We start from the raw sequence: 15,252 nt of genomic DNA on the forward strand, positions 1-15,252 counted from the left end.
GTCAGCCCAGTCGCTTGCGCAATGTTCTGCGCGTAAGGAATGTGAGAACCACGATATAGCCCAGCAGGATCGCGCTGTTGCTGGCGACCATGCCCCAGTCGGTGCCCGCGAGGAACAGCGTCTTGATCACACCCATGAAGTGCGTTGCCGGCAGGATCTCCGCAACGATGCGGACGGCGAGCGGAATGTTGCGGAGATCGAAGACGAATCCGGACAGCATCAGCGCCGGCATGAAGCTGGCAAGCAGGGCCACCTGGCTGGCCGCGAACTGGTTGCGGGTAACGCCGGAGATCAGCAGTCCCACCAACAGCGACACCAGCAGATAGAGGAAAGACACCAGGACGATCGCCACCAGTGACCCGCGGATCGGCACGGCAAACAGCACGACAGCCGCGATGATGCACATCGCCAGATCGATCAGGCCGATGATGATATACGGGGCCAGTTTGGCAAGCACGAGTTCCAACGGCCGCACCGGCGTGACGAACAGCGCCTCCAGCGTTCCGCGCTCCCACTCGCGCGCGATCAGCAGCGAACTGAGGAAGGCGCCAACCAGCGTCATGATCAGCACGACGAGCCCCGGCACCAGGTACCAGCGGCTGTTGCCTTCCTCGTTGAACCAGGTCCGGGTCATCAGCGTGACCGTGCCTGTGGCCACACCGCCGCCTCGATCCGCCTGCCGCGCCGTGGCGGTGGCCAGCGCGCCCTGCACATAGGCCTCGAGCGTTTGCGCCGTGGTCGAATCGACCCCGTTGAGGACGAGCTGCACCTGCGCGCCGCCCTTCACCTGCCGACTGGTGAAATCGCCGGGGATCTGGACGATGGCATCCACCTTGCCATCCACCAGCATCCCGCTGGCCTCCTCCATCGTCTGGACGTCGACAGGGTCGAGGTACGGCGAACCGCGCAGCCCCGACACCAACTCGCTCACAGTTTCGGAGCGATCCTGGATCACCAATGCAACCGGCGCATCCCTGACGTCGAACGAAAGGCCATATCCGAACAGCAGGATCAGCACGACCGGTAGCAACAACCCCACCATCAGGTTGCTGCGATCACGCAGCATCTGGCGGGTTTCCTTGCGCACCAGGGCGACCAGACGGGTGGTGAAGCCGCTACCGTCCGCGGAGGTGTTGCGCGCATCGCTCATGCCGCGGACCTTCGCTTGACCCGCCCCTGCTCGACGATGGCGATGAAGGCCTGGTTCATGTCGTCCACGCTTTCACCCCCGGCCTGCTCACGCACTTGCCCGGGAGTGCCAAGTGCCAGCATGCGGCCTGCGTCCTGGATGGCGATGCGGTCGCAATACTCGGCCTCTTCCATGAAATGGGTAGTGACGATCACGGTCACCCCCGATTGCGACAGCGATGTGATCGTGCGCCAGAACGCCCGGCGCGCCAGCGGATCGATGCCGCTGGTCGGTTCGTCGAGGAACAGGATCTCCGGCTCGTGCACGAGGCCCGCCGCCATGGCGAGGCGCTGCTTGTAGCCGTGGGGCAAGGCCCCGCTGGTCGCCGCACCGTCGAGCCCGAACTGACCAAGAATGGCGTGGACCCGTTGCTTCAGCACACTCCCGCGCAGCCCGTAGGCACCGCCGAAAAATTCGAGGTTCTCGCGCACCGTGAGATTGGCATAGAGCGAGAATTTCTGCGCCACATAACCGATCTTGCGCCGCGCCTCGGAGCGCGCACGGCGCAAGTTCACGCCGGCGACTTCCAGCGTTCCGCTGGTCGCGGGAAGCAATCCGCACAGCATGCGGAAAGTCGTGGTCTTGCCCGCGCCATTGGGGCCGAGCAGCCCGAATATCTCGCCGCGCCGGACATCGAACGAGGTATTGGCGACAGCCGTGAAATCCCCGAAACGGCGCACCAGATCGCGCACATGAATGACCGCGTCGCCCGCAGCATCTTCCTTTGCCGCCAGACGCATTTCCGGGATTGCCGCATCGCGCGGTGCATCCGGCTTCGCGGCGTCATGCTGGCGCAGCAGCAGCATGAAAGCGTCTTCCAGCTCCTCGCTGCGCGGCTCGGCCGGGCGCCCCTGGAGCAGATCCGCCATGCCGTCCACCGGGCAATCGGCCTGACGGATAAAACGGACGGCGCCGCCGCGCGGCACCGCATCCACCACCCGCTCGGGAGCATCGATCAGCCTGGCCTGCAGATCGCGCGCTGGCGTTCCGGGTTCGGGCGTGACGCGGTAGGTGAGGCCGGCCGCCCTCGCGGTAATCGCCTGGGGCCGATCCTGGGCCAGCAGCCGTCCGTGATCCATGACCAGCACTTCGTCGCAGCGCCCCGCCTCGTCCATGTAGGCGGTACTGACGAGGACACTGAGGCCATCGGAGGCAATCAACTGCTCGATGATCTCCCAGAGATCGCGGCGCGACAGGGGGTCGACACCCACGCTCGGCTCGTCCAGCAGAAGCAGGTCGGGCACGCGCACCAGCGTACAGGCAAGGCCCAGCTTCTGTTTCATGCCGCCCGACAGATTGCCCGCCGCCCGCGCCGTAAAGCGGGCCATGTCGGTCATTTCCAGCATGCGGCGGAAACGTTCGGCCCGCACCTCCTGCGGCACGCCGTGAAGATCTGCGTAAAGATCGAGATTTTCCTGAACGGAAAGATCTTCATAAAGACCAAATCTTTGCGGCATATAGCTGATACGGTTCTGAACTGCCTGCGGATCGCCAGCGACATCCGTACCCAGCACTTTGAGCGACCCGCCATCCGGCTTCAGCAGCCCGGTCAACATGCGCATCAGCGTGGTCTTGCCCGCACCGTCGGGCCCCACCAGGGCCGAAATCGTTCCTCGCTTCAGCGAGAACGTCAGATCGTGGACGGCATCGAAAAGTCGGCCGTCCGGCCCGGCGAAGACCTTGCGCAGGCCTTCGCAGACGACGGTGCAATCGCTCACCGTGTCGATCCGGCCTTCGCGGCGCCCGCGTCGATGCGTACCGTCACCGGCTGTCCGAGCCGAAGCCGGCCCTGCCGGTCGTCCACGCGCACCCGCACTTCGTAAACCAGCGCGGTACGCAACGATTCTGTCTCCACCGACTTGGGCGTGAATTCGGCAACCGAGGAAATGTACCCGATCGTTCCGGCAACCGGCTGGTCGGGGAAACTGTCACTGGTCACGGCAGCCCGCTGACCCATGCGGACCCGGCCAAGGTCGGCCTCCTCGACATAGACCCGGATCCACTTGGGGCTGGTGAGCGCCAGTTCGTATACCGGTTTCTGCGGTGCGGCCATGTCGCCAACTTCAAGCAGGCGCGAACGCACGACCGCATCCGATGGCGCCTTGAGCGCGCCCTGATCGATCTGGTGTGTCAGCAGCGCCAGCTGCGCCTCGGCGCTTTTCACCTGGGCTTCGGCGGCAGCGATGTCCTCCGATCGCGGGCCGCGCAGGGCCAGCCTCAGCGCCGCCTCCGCCTCCTTGAACTGGGCCTTGGCGACTTGCGAGGCATTGCGCGCCTGATCGAGTTCCTGAGCGCTCACCCCGCGCCCGTCGGTGCTTGCGGATACCGTTTGCGCCCGCTGGTAATCGTCCGCAGCGCGCCGGGCCGTAGCCTGCGCGGAGGCGAGCCGAGCCCGTGCCTGCGCGATGTCTTCAGGGCGCGTGCCGTTCCGCAGCTTGAGCAGGTTTTCGCGCATCGCCGCCACCTGGGCTTCGGCATTGCGCGCCTGCAGACCAAGGCTGACCGTGTCGAGCCGGGCGATGACCTGCCCGGCCCTGACGGCATCGCCCTCCTCCACCGCCATCTGGATGACGCGGCCCGACCCGTCAAAAGCCAGAGAAACCTGCCGAATATCGACATTGCCGTGCAGGATGATCGCATCCTGCTCCTTGCCGCTTCGGGTGAACCAGAAAACCAGCCCGGCCGCCAGCAGTATTGCCACCACCACTGCGGCGACCACGGATTTCTTCATCGACGTACCTCGCCCAGCGTCTCGGGAATCGGAAAAGTACTCACGCTTTACCAGTCACATAGTGACACCGCGTTGGCGCAAATCAAATCGTGTTTACGCATAGGGAAGCTAGGCGGCGTGGACAGATTCCGCATTGCCACGGCTGGAGACAAAAGCCGTCAATTCAAGAAGGTGAGGCGCAGGAGTATGTCGATACTTCCAGCCGAGCCGACGCCGAAGGGACGGCTTTTGCCTCCAGCCCCGTAGGGGTTGCCCTGCAAGCTGCGCCAGCAGCGTTGCTCCGCCTTGAAAGAGGCCCGCTCTTCCTGCGGCTTCGCGCCTTGCTGGCGCAGCTTGCAGGGCAACCGTGGCAATGCGGAATGTGTCCACGCCGCCTAGGTCTCGCTGCGCCTGCGCAGTGAGGGTTTCCCCAAGCCGCAAAAATGCTCTAGGCGCTGCGCCATGCTGAATATTCGCGATATCACTGTCCGTCTCGGCGGGCGCACCATTCTCGACCAGGCTGCCGCCACCATTCCCAAGGACGGCAAGGTCGGCCTGATCGGCCGCAATGGCGCGGGCAAGTCCACGCTGGTGAAGGCGATCATCGGCCAGCTGGAACCCGATGGCGGCTCGGTGGAGATGCCACGCCGGGCCCGTCTCGGCTATATCGCCCAAGAAGCCCCTAGCGGCACCAGAACCGCCCTTGAAGCGGTCCTGGACGCCGACACCGAGCGCAAGGACCTGCTTGCCGAATCCGAAACCTGCGTCGACCCCCACCGCCTCGGCGACGTCCACGAACGCCTCCTCGCGATCGACGCCTATACCGGTGAGGCACGCGCCGCGCGCATCCTTGTCGGCCTCGGTTTCGACGAAGAGATGCAGAACCGTCCGCTCGACAGTTTCTCCGGCGGCTGGAAGATGCGCGTCGCCCTCGCCGGCCTGCTGTTCTCGCAGCCCGACGTGCTGCTGCTCGACGAACCTTCGAACCACCTCGACCTCGAAGCGACGCTGTGGCTGGAGAACTTCCTCCAGACTTACCCCAAGACGCTGATCGTCATCAGCCACGAACGCGATCTGCTCAACAACGTGGTCGATCACATCCTGCACCTCCAGCAGGGCAAGCTGACGCTTTATCCCGGCACGTACGACAGCTTCGAGCGTATCCGCGCCGAGCGCGCCGCGCAGGCGGCCGCAGCGCGCGCCAACCAGGATGCGCAGCGCAAGAAGCTGGCCGAATACGTCGCCCGCAATTCCGCCCGCGCCTCGACCGCAAAGCAGGCGCAGTCGCGGGCCAAGATGCTGGCCAAGATGCAGCCGATCGCGGCCATGGCCGAGGATTCCTCGCTCAGCTTCGATTTCCCCAGCCCCGACGAACTGCGCCCGCCGCTGGTCACTCTGGACCTTGCCGCCGTCGGCTACGAGACCGACAAGCCGATCCTGCGCCGGTTGAACCTGCGCATCGACCCCGAGGACCGCATCGCCCTCCTCGGCCGCAACGGCAACGGCAAGACCACGCTGGCGCGCCTGCTGGCCCGTCAGCTGGAGCCGATGGAAGGTTCGCTGAGCTTCTCGCCCAAGATCCGCATCGGCTACTTCACGCAGTACCAGGTCGAGGAACTGCCCTCGGATTCGACCCCGCTGGAACTGATGACCCGCGCGATGGAAGGCAAGCCGCCGGTTGCCGTGCGCGGGCAGCTTGGCCGCTTCGGCTTTTCCGGCGACCGGGCGACGGCGCAGATCTCCACGCTTTCGGGCGGTGAGCGCGCACGCCTTGCGCTGGCGCTGGTCACCCGCGATGCGCCGCACATGCTGATCCTCGACGAACCGACCAACCACCTCGACGTCGACGCGCGCGAGGCACTGGTGCAGGCGCTCAACCAGTTCGAGGGCGCGGTCATCCTCGTCAGCCACGACCGCCACATGGTCGAACTCGCGGCTGACCGGCTGGTGCTGGTCGATCAGGGCACGGCGGCCAATTACGACGGTTCGATGGAGGACTACATCGACTTCGTGCTCGGCCGGAACCAGCCCAAGGGCGATGGCAAGGCGCAGGCCGATGCCAAGCCCGCCCGCAAGAACGGCGCCGTCGCGCGCGAGGAACTGAAGGCCCTGCGCAAGAAGGTTTCCGAGACCGAGACGCGCATGAAGCGCATCCAGCAGCAGATCGAGGCGCTCGACGCCGCGCTGGCCGATCCCGCTTCGGTCAAGGGCGATCTCGCCAAGCTGGGCATCGGCGAGATCGGCAAGCGCCGCACGCAGGCTGCCGAGGAACTCGAAGCCGCCGAACAGGGCTGGTTCGAGGCCAGCGAGGCCATGGACGAATACATGGGCGGCGGCGCATGAGTGTCGCTTTCCGGCGCGACGGGGACGAGGAGCATCTCGAGCCCAAGTTCGAAGTGCCGATCCCGCCGGGACCGAACCTCGTCACCGCCGCAGGCCGCGCCCTGATCGACACCCGCATCGCCGCGCTGGAGGCCGAAATCCCGGCCCTCACCGACGAAACCGCGCTCAATGCCGCCAAGCGCGACTTGCGCTACTGGCGCAAGCGCCTGGCGACGGCGGACGTGCAACCGGCGCCTTCCGGCGACCGGGCGATGTTCGGGCACCATGTCCGCTTCGCCCTCAACGGCAAGGAGCGCGAGGTGCACATCGTCGGCCATGACGAGGCCGATCCCGCCAAGGGCGCGCTGGCATTTACCGCCCCGCTCGCCCGTGCCTTGCTCGGCGCGGAAGTCGGCGAATTCGTCGATTTCAATGGGCAGGAAGAGGCTATCGAGGTGCTGGCTCTGCGCGCTTGAGAGGGTCAGCCTCTCGAAAACACAGCCCTCACGAATGCGGGCGCCCCGCTTTCTTCTGCCCGCCAACCGCAAGAAACGCGGGATCCCCGCCTTCGCGGGGATGACGGATATGGTTTGGATCGGTGTTTGGATCGGCCTCTGGATCGGCCTTTGGATCCGGGCGGGGCTCGATTTCCTCTCGCGCTCCCTGATCCAAAGAAAAAGGCGGGGAACCGAGCCCCGCCTTCTCCTGATTTCAAGCCTGGCAGAGCTTACCAGTTGCCCTTCTTCGGCTTCTTGTGGAACGGCTTGCCGCCGCCGCCACTGCGCTCGGGACGGGCACCGCCGGTCGGGCGCGGCTGGTAGCGCTGGCCTTCATAGCCGCCACGACCACCTTCCTCACGGCCGCCATGCGGCTTGCGACCGCGGCCCTGCGGGCCTTCGCGGCGACGTTCGCGGGCGACTTCGCGCGGGGTGTCCTGCGCCTGCACGATGCGGATAGTGTTCTCCACGTCGCCGCTATCGTCATTCGCCGTACGCTCGACGGCGCGAACGAACTGTTCGGCCTGCGCGCGCGGGATCTGGAAGTAGGTCTCGTTGGCCATGATGCGGATCTGGCCGACCGCGTTGCGGGTAACATGACCACGGCGGCACAGCAGCGGCAGGATCCAGCGCGGATCGGCGTGCTGCTGACGGCCCACGTCCATGGTGAACCACACGACATCGTCGAAACCGGGACGCTGGCGCGCCTCGCGGGCCTCGGGGCTGTTGCCGATGAGTTCTTCCGGCTGCGGCATGGCGGCGCGGTGGGCGCGAACCAGTGCGGCGGCCAGATCCTCGGCGCTCACCTTCTCGAGGATTTCGCGGGCGATCTCGCGATCTTCCTCGTCAGCCTCGACCGGGGCGAGCAGCTTTTCCATCAGGCGGCCACGGTCGGCGGCGCGGATGACGTCGGGGGTCGGCGCGGCCACCCATTCGGCCTCGATGCGCGCACCGCGCAGCATGCCTTCGACGCGGCGACGGCGCGGGAACGGCACGATGAGCACGGCCGTGCCCTTTTTGCCGGCGCGGCCGGTGCGGCCCGAACGGTGCTGCAGCGTTTCGGCATCGCGCGGGATTTCCACGTGGATGACAAGCGTGAGCGAGGGAAGATCGATACCGCGCGCGGCGACGTCGGTGGCGACGCAGACGCGGGCGCGCTTGTCGCGCAGCGCCTGGAGCGCGTTGTTGCGCTCGTTCTGCGAGTGCTCGCCCGAAAGCGCCACGGCCGAGAAGCCGCGCTCGGTCAGCGTCGAGTGCAGGTGCTTCACATTGTCGCGGGTGGCGCAGAACAGGATCGCGGTTTCGGCGTCGTGAAGGCGCAGCAGGTTGACCACCGCGTTCTCGACGTCGGCCGGGGCAACGGTGACGGCCTGATAGGAAATGTCACCGTGGCCGCGGTTCTCGCTGATCGTCGAGATGCGCAGCGCATCGGTCTGGTAGCGGCGGGCCAGCGCCTCGATCGGGCGCGGCATCGTGGCCGAGAACAGCAGCGTGCGGCGGCTCTCCGGCATCGCGTCGAGCATTTCTTCCAGGTCTTCGCGGAAGCCCATGTCGAGCATCTCGTCGGCTTCGTCGAGCACGACGACGCGCAGCGCCGAGAGGTCGAGCTTGCCGCGTTCCAGATGGTCGCGCAGACGGCCCGGCGTGCCGACAACGATCGTCGCACCGCGTTCGAGCGCCTTGCGCTCACGCACCGGGTCCATGCCGCCGACGCAAGTGACGATGCGCGCGCCGGTCTTGCCGTAGAGCCATTCAAGCTCGCGGCTGACCTGCTGCGCCAGTTCGCGCGTGGGGGCAATGGCGAGGGCCAGCGGCGCCTCGGCGTAGGGGATGGAACCGTCCGCCAGCAGTTCGTCGCTCATGGCGATGCCGAAAGCGACGGTCTTGCCCGAGCCGGTCTGCGCGGAAACCACGAGGTCGCGCCCGCGCGCTTCGGCTTCCGAAACGGCGGCCTGAACGGGGGTCAGGGCCTCGTAGCCCTGCGCCGTGAGGGCGTCGGCAAGGGGCTGGGGGAGCTGTGAAAAAGTCATGAGTTTGTGAATCAGTCCTGTGCCGCTTGCGCGGTCTCATGGGGGTAAGTTGCCGTGGAGTGTTTTTGTGCGACCCAATGGTCCTTGCACGCCCCATAGCGGAAAAATCCACGTTTGGCGCGTCCCAATTTCACATCGTTCATCGCAGCAGTCGCAAGACTGCGGATTTACCAGTCCGGCGGCGTCACGGAATGGTCACGCTGTGCGCATAGTCCGCTCAGCGGGGACCGCAAGCAAAAAACAGGAACCGCATCAACTTGACACCACGTCAACCCAAGCGCCTGCTGGCCTCGATCCACGATGTCGGGCCGGCAAGCGAACGCGCCGTATTGCAACTGGCGGACATTCTGGAAGCGCGGCTGGGCGGGCCGAGCTTCGCCATGCTGGTGGTGCCGGACTATTGGGGCAGCCATCCGCTTGCCCGGGACAAGGCCTTCCAGGCCCGGCTGCGACACTGGTCCGATCGCGGGATCGAGATGTTCGTGCACGGCTGGTTCCACAAGGACATGGTCGCGCTCGGCAGCGGCCACGCCAATGCCGCCGCGCGCTTCAAGGCCCGCCACATGACCGCGGGCGAAGGCGAGTTCCTCGGCCTCGACGACACCACCGCGCTCGCACGGATGCTGGAAGGCAAGGCGCTGGTCGAAGACGTGATCGGGCGCGAGAGTGCCGGTTTCATTGCACCGGCATGGCTCTACGGGGACGGCGCGCGGACCGCGCTGCGCAAGGCCCGATTCGCCCTCAGCGAGGATCACTGGCGGGTATGGGACGCATCGACCGACCAGGTGCTGGCCAAGGGACCGGTGATCACCTGGGCGAGCCGCTCGGCAATGCGCACGGCATCGTCGCTCGCCTTTGCCGGGATCGCCCGCGCCGCGCTGGGCGCACTCGATACGGTGCGCATCGCCGTGCACCCCGGCGACGTCACCAGGCCATCGCTGCTCGCCAGCATCGATGCCACCCTCGGCCGCTTCGCCAAAACGCATCGGCCGGCCCGCTATGGCGAACTGCGCGCTCCGGCCAACGCCTCCGGAATGACTGTTTGAATACGGTTTCCGGTCCAGGGAATGACAGCCCCGGGAACGTCACGAACCCGACACGATAGTCGCAGTACCGCGACACCGGCCGCCGAAGCTGCGGTCTTGATCGGCCGCGAAATTTTGCGCGCGGCGACTGCGGAGGGATGCAGTCGGTGACGTCGGGGGTAGCATGAACGACAAGCTCAGGATCGTCATTCCGATCCACAGTCTCGACCCGGGGGGAGTGGAACGCGTCGCGCTCGGCCTCGCGGTGCATTGGGACCGTGCGGGACACGATGTGACGATCGTGCTGGGCCGTTCGGCCAGCAGCCACCTGACCAGCGCCCCCGCGCTCGATTACTGGCAGCTCCCCGCCCCCTTCCCCACCGCGTCCTGGGAGACGCCGTGGATGATCCACTGTCTCCACGGCTACCTCCTCAAGAACGACGCCGACGTGGTGTTCCTTGCGGGCAACACTTATGCGGTGGTCGGCGCCGCCGTGCGGCTGATGCTGGGCGAGCAGATGCCGCCGATGATGCTCAAGGTCAGCAACGCCCTGCACCGCCCCGACATGCCGCCCCTGCTGCGCAGCGGTTACCGGGCCTGGCTGCGGACGCAGGGGCGGATGTTCGACCGCCTGATCGCGCTGTCCGAACCGATGGCGCGCGAGATCCGCGAGATCGCCGATGCCCATCCCCGGCAGGTGGCGACGATCGCCAACCCCATTCTCGGACGCCGCCGGCTTGCCGACCTCGCCCGCATCGAACGGCGCCCCGCCTCGGCCTGGGGCACCCGCTATCTCGCCGCCGGACGGCTGGTCCCGCAAAAGAACTACGGCCTGATGCTGCGCGCCTTCGCGCGCTCCGCCCGCCCCGGCGACACCCTGACGATCGCCGGCGAAGGCCCCGAACGCGCCGCCATCGAGCGGCTGGCCGGCGAACTGGGCATAACCGACCGGCTGCACCTTCCCGGCCATCTCGCCTCGATCGACCCCTTGCTCGCCCAGGCAGACGCCTTTGTGCTGAGTTCCGACTACGAAGGCCTGCCCGGCGTCGTTGTCGAGGCACTGGCGAGCGGCCTGCCGGTACTCGCCACCGACTGCTGCGTGTCGATGGCCTGCCTGCTGGAAGAGGAACGCACCGGCCTGCTGGTGCCGACCGGCGACGAGCAGGCCTTTGCAGCGGGGCTGGCCCGCCTGCGCGAATTCCGCGGCGACCCGGCCCGAGCCCGCGCCATCGCCGCGCGCTACGAAATCGAGGGTGCATCCTCACGTTACCTGGACCTCATGGAAAAACTGCGCCGCGAACACGAGCGCAGCCGCCAGCGGATGCGCGACACCAGCGCCTGGCTGTCACCTGCCCCCCGGCAGCGAACGCTTTGAGCATCCGCGCACACCTTCGGAGAATCGCGTGACCGAAATCGTCACTGCCATGGCGCCCGCATCAATCGGCGCCGACGGCCCCACCATTCAGCTTACCCCGCAGGACCGCAGCCCCAATCGCGGCAGGCAGGCCCTGTTCTCGATCGTGCTCTCGCTCGCGGTCATCGCTGCCGTCATCCACGAGATGGGCGGCCTCGAAATCGCGCGGATGCGCGCGATGATGCCGATGGGCGTCGGCTTCTGGCTGGTCTTCGCCGCAGGATACCTGGTGACGCCGGCCAGCGAGTGGCTGATCTTCCACCGCCTCTGGGGCATTCCGGCGGGCGGCATGCTCGCGCTGCTGCGCAAGAAGATCTACAACGAGCTGCTGCTCGGCTATCTCGGCGAGGCCTATTTCTACACCTGGGCGCGCAAGCGCGTCGCGCTGACGGCGGCCCCGTTCGGCGCGGTGAAGGACGTGGCGATCCTCTCGGCAATGACCGGCAACGGCGTGACCATGCTGCTGGTGGCGATCATGCTGCCGATGGTGGGCACGACCCGCCTCGGGCTCGATTCGCACATGCTGGTCTATTCGCTGGCGATCCTGCTGGCGGTCTCGGTCGGTGCCATGGTGTTCCGCCGCAAGGTCTTCACCCTGCCGCGCGCCGACCTGGTGATGATCACGCAGGTCCACCTTGCCCGCATCGCCTTCACCACGCTGGCCAATGCGGTGATGTGGCACATCGTCCTGCCGCAAGTGCCGCTGAGCTGGTGGCTGTTCCTGGCGACGCTGCGCCTGCTCGTCTCGCGCCTGCCGCTGATGCCCAACAAGGACCTGCTGTTTGCCGGTTTCGCGGTACTGGCACTCGGCCACGAGGGCGACATCGGCGCGCTGATGACGCTCATGGCGGGCCTGCTGCTGGCCGCCCACCTCGTGCTTGGCGGCCTGCTCGCCGTGCGCGACCTGATCGCACCGGAGGCCAGCGCATGAGCCTTGCCCTGCTACTCCCGCTCGCGATGACGGCGGCGATCCCTTCCACCCCCGATCTCGGCAAGGCCGAAGGCCAGTGCCGTGCGGGCGAGCGCGGCCCGGCCTTCGAGGTGGAAGTGCTTGGCCTCAAGGACCGCGCCGGCAAGCTGAAGCTCGAAGTCTACCCAGCCAACGACAAGGACTTCCTGGCCGACGACAACGTGCTGGTCATGGCCGGCAAGACCTTCCGCCGCGTGGAAGTGCCGGTCCCCGCCAGCGGCACGCCAAGGCTCTGCGTGCGCCTGCCCGGCCCCGGCACCTATGCCGTCAGCCTGCTGCACGACCGCGACAACGACCGCCGCTTCAGCTGGCGGATCGACGGCATCGGCTTTTCGGGGAACCCCAGGCTCGGCTGGGGCAAGCCTGCCGTGCGCAATGTCGCCGTCAGCGCCGGCAGCGGCCTCACGGCGCTGCGCATCGTGATGAACTATCGCAGCGGGCTGGGCGTCGCCCCGCTCAAGTCCCCATCCAGACAGGACTCCTGAACCATGCGGATTGTCGATGTCTGCGCCTTCTATTCCCCCCAGGGCGGCGGCGTGCGCACGTATGTCGAACAGAAGCTGCGGATCGGCCCGGCGCTCGGCCACGAGATCGTCATTCTGGCCCCCGGCGACGAGGAAGCGGTGATCGAGCGCGGCCCCGGCGCCCGCATCGTCACCCTCAAGAGCCCGCGCTTCCCGCTGGACCGCAAGTACTGGTACTTCAACGAGGCGCCGCGCCTCCACGCCGCGCTCGATGCCCTCGCCCCCGATTTCGTCGAGGCGACCTCGCCCTGGCGCAGCGCGGGGCTGGTGGCGGACTGGGCGGCGCCGACACCGCGCAGCCTTGTCATGCATGCCGATCCGCTGTCGGCCTATGCCTATCGCTGGCTGGGCGACGTGTTCTCGCGCCAGACCATCGACCGGCAGTTCTCGATGTTCTGGCAGCACTTGCGCCGCAATTCCCGCCGCTACGACTATGTCGTCTGCGCCAACAGCGACCTCTCCCGCCGCCTCGACGAAGGCGGCGTAAGCCACACGGTGACGATCCCGATGGGTGTGGAGGCAAACCGCTTCTCGCCGGACCATCGCGATCCGGCCTTGCGGGCCCGCCTGCTGGCCGGTTGCGACTTGCCGCAAAGCGCCGCGCTGCTGCTGGCGATCGGCCGCCTCGCGCCGGAAAAGCGCTGGCCGCTGGTGATCGATGCGGTGAGCATGGCCAGCCAGCAGAGCCCGATCGGCCTCGTCATGCTGGGCGAAGGGCGCGAGCAGCGCACGATCCTGCGCCATATCGCCGGAAACCCGCATGTCCGCCTTTATGAGCCTGAGCGCGACCGTGCCGCTTTTGCCCGGATCATGGCGAGCGCGGACGGCCTCGTCCATGGCTGCGAGGCGGAGACGTTCTGCATGACCGCCGCCGAAGCACGGGCAAGCGGGGTTCCGGTGATCGTTCCCGATGCCGGGGGCGCTGCCGACCATGCCCGCGGCGGCGCAGGCCGGACCTATACGGCGGCCGATGTCCACGCCGCCGCCGAAGCGATCCGCGCGGTGGTGCGCGAACGTCCGCGTCCCGCCGCCACGGCACGCACGATGGACGAACATTTCATTGATCTTTTCGCGGCTTACGAAGCGCGCCTGCGCCATCGCCGCGCGGCCTGACGCCGCTTTCGGGGACTGCCGCAAGGCAGTCCCCGAACGGTCACTGCTTTTCCCAGCCGCCGCCCAGCGCCAGGAACACGGCGATCTGGTCATCCACCAGCGAGGCTTCCGCCGCCGCATGGTTGACCTGAGCCGAGGCCAGATTGGCCTGTGCCGTCAGCAGCGACAGCAGATCGCTGCGCCCGAACCGGAACAGCTTGGCTGCCTGCGCCGAGGAAACCCCGGCGCTGGACGTCGCGCTGCCGAGTGCCGCGGCACGGTCGGTATCGCGCGCATAAGTCTCCAGCGCCGTTTCGGTGCCGCGCAGGGCCTCCAGCACGGCCGCGTCGAACTTGGCGATATCGCCTTCGACTTGCGCATTGGCCGCATCGATCCGCGCCTTGACCACCGGCCGGTTCGGGAAGCTCCAGCTCAGCAGCGGGCCAAGGCTGAAGCCGAAGCTATGCGTCTTGCCGAGGTTCTCCAGCTTGCCGTCGTTGATGATGCCGCCGCCGATGCTGACGGTGGGATAGAGGTCTGCCGTGGCGACGCCGATCCTGGCCGTGTCGCCCGCGATGGTGCGTTCGGCCTGACGGATGTCGGGACGGCGGCGGATCATCGCCGCACCGTCTCCCACCGGCATCGGCGAGCGCAGCCTTGGCAGCGCGGCGCAGCTTTCGACGTCCGCGGGGTATTCCGCGGGCGGTTTGCCCAGCAGCGTCGCCAGCAGATAGAGCGCTGCCTTGCGCTTGGCGGTGAAGGCCGGGAGGCTGGCCTTGCTGGTCTCCACCGCCGTGCGGGAACGGCTGACGTCGAACGCGGTGCCGCGTCCGCCGCGCTGCAGCCGGGTGGTGGCGGTGAGCGTCTGCTGCTGCAGCGCGATCACCTTCTCGACCGTCGCCTGCTGGTAATTGGCCGCGCAGACATCGGCATAAGCCTTGGTGACTGCCGCCGCGACGCTGATGCGCACGGCATCGCGCGCGGCCTCCACAGCCTCGCGGTCGGCCAGGCTGCCTTCGATGGCGCGCTTCAGCTTGCCATTGAGGTCAAGCGGATAAGTAACTGAAAAACCGAGATCGTAAGTCAGAACGCCGGGCATGTTGGTGCCGGCGGACGTCGTCGTGTAGTCGCGTTCGAGGTCGGCATCGGCCAGCACCGAAGTGCCCAGCGCCTTCTGCCCGCTCGCCTCGCGCACCACCGCGTCGGCGCGGCGCAAATTGGCATCGGCCGCGCGCAAGTTCGCGTTCGCTTCCAGCGCCTGCTCAACCAGCGCATCAAGACGCGGATCGTCGTAGAGGCTCCACCAGCGGTCCGGCAGCGGCTCCTGCGAGAACTCCGGCCCCTGCCCCGAGGCGAAGGCGCCGTTGGCGGAAGGCATGGTCGCCACCGAATGCTCCGGCGGCTTGTAGTCGGGACCGGCAACGCAGCCGGCCAGCATCGCCATCGCGCCAAGCGAGGCGGCACCGAGGAGTCGGGGGA

12 protein-coding genes are annotated in these 15,252 nt (G+C 67.2%); 7 read left to right on the forward strand and 5 right to left on the reverse strand.

The window, feature by feature from the left end:
* Window position 1: 1 nt before the first annotated feature.
* Genes DM450_RS07455 through DM450_RS07465 form a run of 3 tightly spaced genes read right to left on the reverse strand, consistent with a single transcriptional unit; the run spans window position 2 to window position 3,920 of the window.
* Window positions 2–1,150 carry an ABC transporter permease gene (locus tag DM450_RS07455; protein WP_142633789.1) on the reverse strand — a complete coding sequence of 383 codons (1,149 nt, stop codon included), beginning with the start codon at window positions 1,148–1,150 and terminating at the stop codon, window positions 2–4.
* Window positions 1,147–2,907 (reverse strand): ATP-binding cassette domain-containing protein, encoded by a 1,761-nt coding sequence (locus tag DM450_RS07460; RefSeq protein ID WP_142633791.1) that lies wholly within the window; start codon window positions 2,905–2,907, stop codon window positions 1,147–1,149. Before DM450_RS07460 ends, DM450_RS07455 begins: the two co-directional genes overlap by 4 nt.
* A complete protein-coding gene (locus DM450_RS07465; protein WP_142633793.1) occupies window positions 2,904–3,920 on the reverse strand; it encodes an HlyD family efflux transporter periplasmic adaptor subunit in 1,017 nt (338 codons plus the stop codon). Before DM450_RS07465 ends, DM450_RS07460 begins: the two co-directional genes overlap by 4 nt.
* A gap of 441 nt (window positions 3,921–4,361) precedes the next feature.
* On the opposite strand from DM450_RS07465, the gene DM450_RS07470 reads away from it, so the two are divergent.
* Both DM450_RS07470 and DM450_RS07475 read left to right on the forward strand, forming a co-directional pair.
* Complete coding sequence (locus DM450_RS07470) at window positions 4,362–6,242, forward strand: ABC-F family ATP-binding cassette domain-containing protein (protein WP_142633795.1); 1,881 nt, start codon at window positions 4,362–4,364, stop codon at window positions 6,240–6,242.
* Entirely contained in the window at window positions 6,239–6,697 is a 459-nt protein-coding gene (locus DM450_RS07475; protein WP_142633797.1) for a GreA/GreB family elongation factor, read from the forward strand. Before DM450_RS07470 ends, DM450_RS07475 begins: the two co-directional genes overlap by 4 nt.
* Before the next feature lie 251 nt (window positions 6,698–6,948).
* On the opposite strand, the gene DM450_RS07480 is transcribed toward DM450_RS07475, so the two are convergent.
* Window positions 6,949–8,748: a DEAD/DEAH box helicase gene (locus DM450_RS07480; protein WP_142633799.1), complete on the reverse strand. Its 1,800-nt coding sequence runs from the start codon at window positions 8,746–8,748 to the stop codon at window positions 6,949–6,951.
* 257 nt (window positions 8,749–9,005) lie between these two features.
* On the opposite strand from DM450_RS07480, the gene DM450_RS07485 reads away from it, so the two are divergent.
* The 5 genes from DM450_RS07485 (at window position 9,006) to DM450_RS07505 (ending at window position 13,794) form a co-directional block, all read left to right on the forward strand.
* Window positions 9,006–9,794: a polysaccharide deacetylase family protein gene (locus tag DM450_RS07485; RefSeq protein WP_260610288.1), complete on the forward strand. Its 789-nt coding sequence runs from the start codon at window positions 9,006–9,008 to the stop codon at window positions 9,792–9,794.
* A gap of 163 nt (window positions 9,795–9,957) precedes the next feature.
* Window positions 9,958–11,148 carry a glycosyltransferase gene (locus DM450_RS07490; protein ID WP_142633801.1) on the forward strand — a complete coding sequence of 397 codons (1,191 nt, stop codon included), beginning with the start codon at window positions 9,958–9,960 and terminating at the stop codon, window positions 11,146–11,148.
* A gap of 28 nt (window positions 11,149–11,176) precedes the next feature.
* Window positions 11,177–12,118 (forward strand): hypothetical protein, encoded by a 942-nt coding sequence (locus tag DM450_RS07495; protein ID WP_260610289.1) that lies wholly within the window; start codon window positions 11,177–11,179, stop codon window positions 12,116–12,118.
* Complete coding sequence (locus DM450_RS07500) at window positions 12,115–12,642, forward strand: DUF2141 domain-containing protein (protein WP_142633803.1); 528 nt, start codon at window positions 12,115–12,117, stop codon at window positions 12,640–12,642. The genes DM450_RS07495 and DM450_RS07500 overlap by 4 nt, the downstream gene beginning before the upstream one ends.
* 3 nt (window positions 12,643–12,645) lie before the next feature.
* Window positions 12,646–13,794, forward strand: coding sequence for a glycosyltransferase (locus DM450_RS07505; RefSeq protein ID WP_142633805.1), 1,149 nt, complete (start codon window positions 12,646–12,648; stop codon window positions 13,792–13,794).
* 40 nt (window positions 13,795–13,834) lie between these two features.
* Here the strand turns inward: DM450_RS07505 and DM450_RS07510 are convergent, their stop codons facing one another.
* Entirely contained in the window at window positions 13,835–15,217 is a 1,383-nt protein-coding gene (locus tag DM450_RS07510) for an efflux transporter outer membrane subunit (RefSeq protein WP_142637630.1), read from the reverse strand.
* Window positions 15,218–15,252: the final 35 nt, after the last annotated feature.

Source organism: Sphingomonas sp. IC081 (assembly GCF_006874585.1).
Classification (GTDB): Bacteria; Pseudomonadota; Alphaproteobacteria; order Sphingomonadales; family Sphingomonadaceae; genus Novosphingobium.

Excerpts from the sequence above, each read along its gene's own strand:
- DM450_RS07465 (WP_142633793.1), bottom strand. The coding sequence starts at position 3,920 with ATGAAGAAATCCGTGGTCGCCGCAGTGGTGGTGGCAATACTGCTGGCG.
- DM450_RS07500 (WP_142633803.1), top strand. The coding sequence starts at position 12,115 with ATGAGCCTTGCCCTGCTACTCCCGCTCGCGATGACGGCGGCGATCCCT.
- DM450_RS07505 (WP_142633805.1), top strand. The coding sequence starts at position 12,646 with ATGCGGATTGTCGATGTCTGCGCCTTCTATTCCCCCCAGGGCGGCGGC.
- DM450_RS07470 (WP_142633795.1), top strand. The coding sequence starts at position 4,362 with ATGCTGAATATTCGCGATATCACTGTCCGTCTCGGCGGGCGCACCATT.
- DM450_RS07455 (WP_142633789.1), bottom strand. The coding sequence starts at position 1,150 with ATGAGCGATGCGCGCAACACCTCCGCGGACGGTAGCGGCTTCACCACC.
- DM450_RS07480 (WP_142633799.1), bottom strand. The coding sequence starts at position 8,748 with ATGACTTTTTCACAGCTCCCCCAGCCCCTTGCCGACGCCCTCACGGCG.
- DM450_RS07490 (WP_142633801.1), top strand. The coding sequence starts at position 9,958 with ATGAACGACAAGCTCAGGATCGTCATTCCGATCCACAGTCTCGACCCG.
- DM450_RS07475 (WP_142633797.1), top strand. The coding sequence starts at position 6,239 with ATGAGTGTCGCTTTCCGGCGCGACGGGGACGAGGAGCATCTCGAGCCC.
- DM450_RS07510 (WP_142637630.1), bottom strand. The coding sequence starts at position 15,217 with ATGGCGATGCTGGCCGGCTGCGTTGCCGGTCCCGACTACAAGCCGCCG.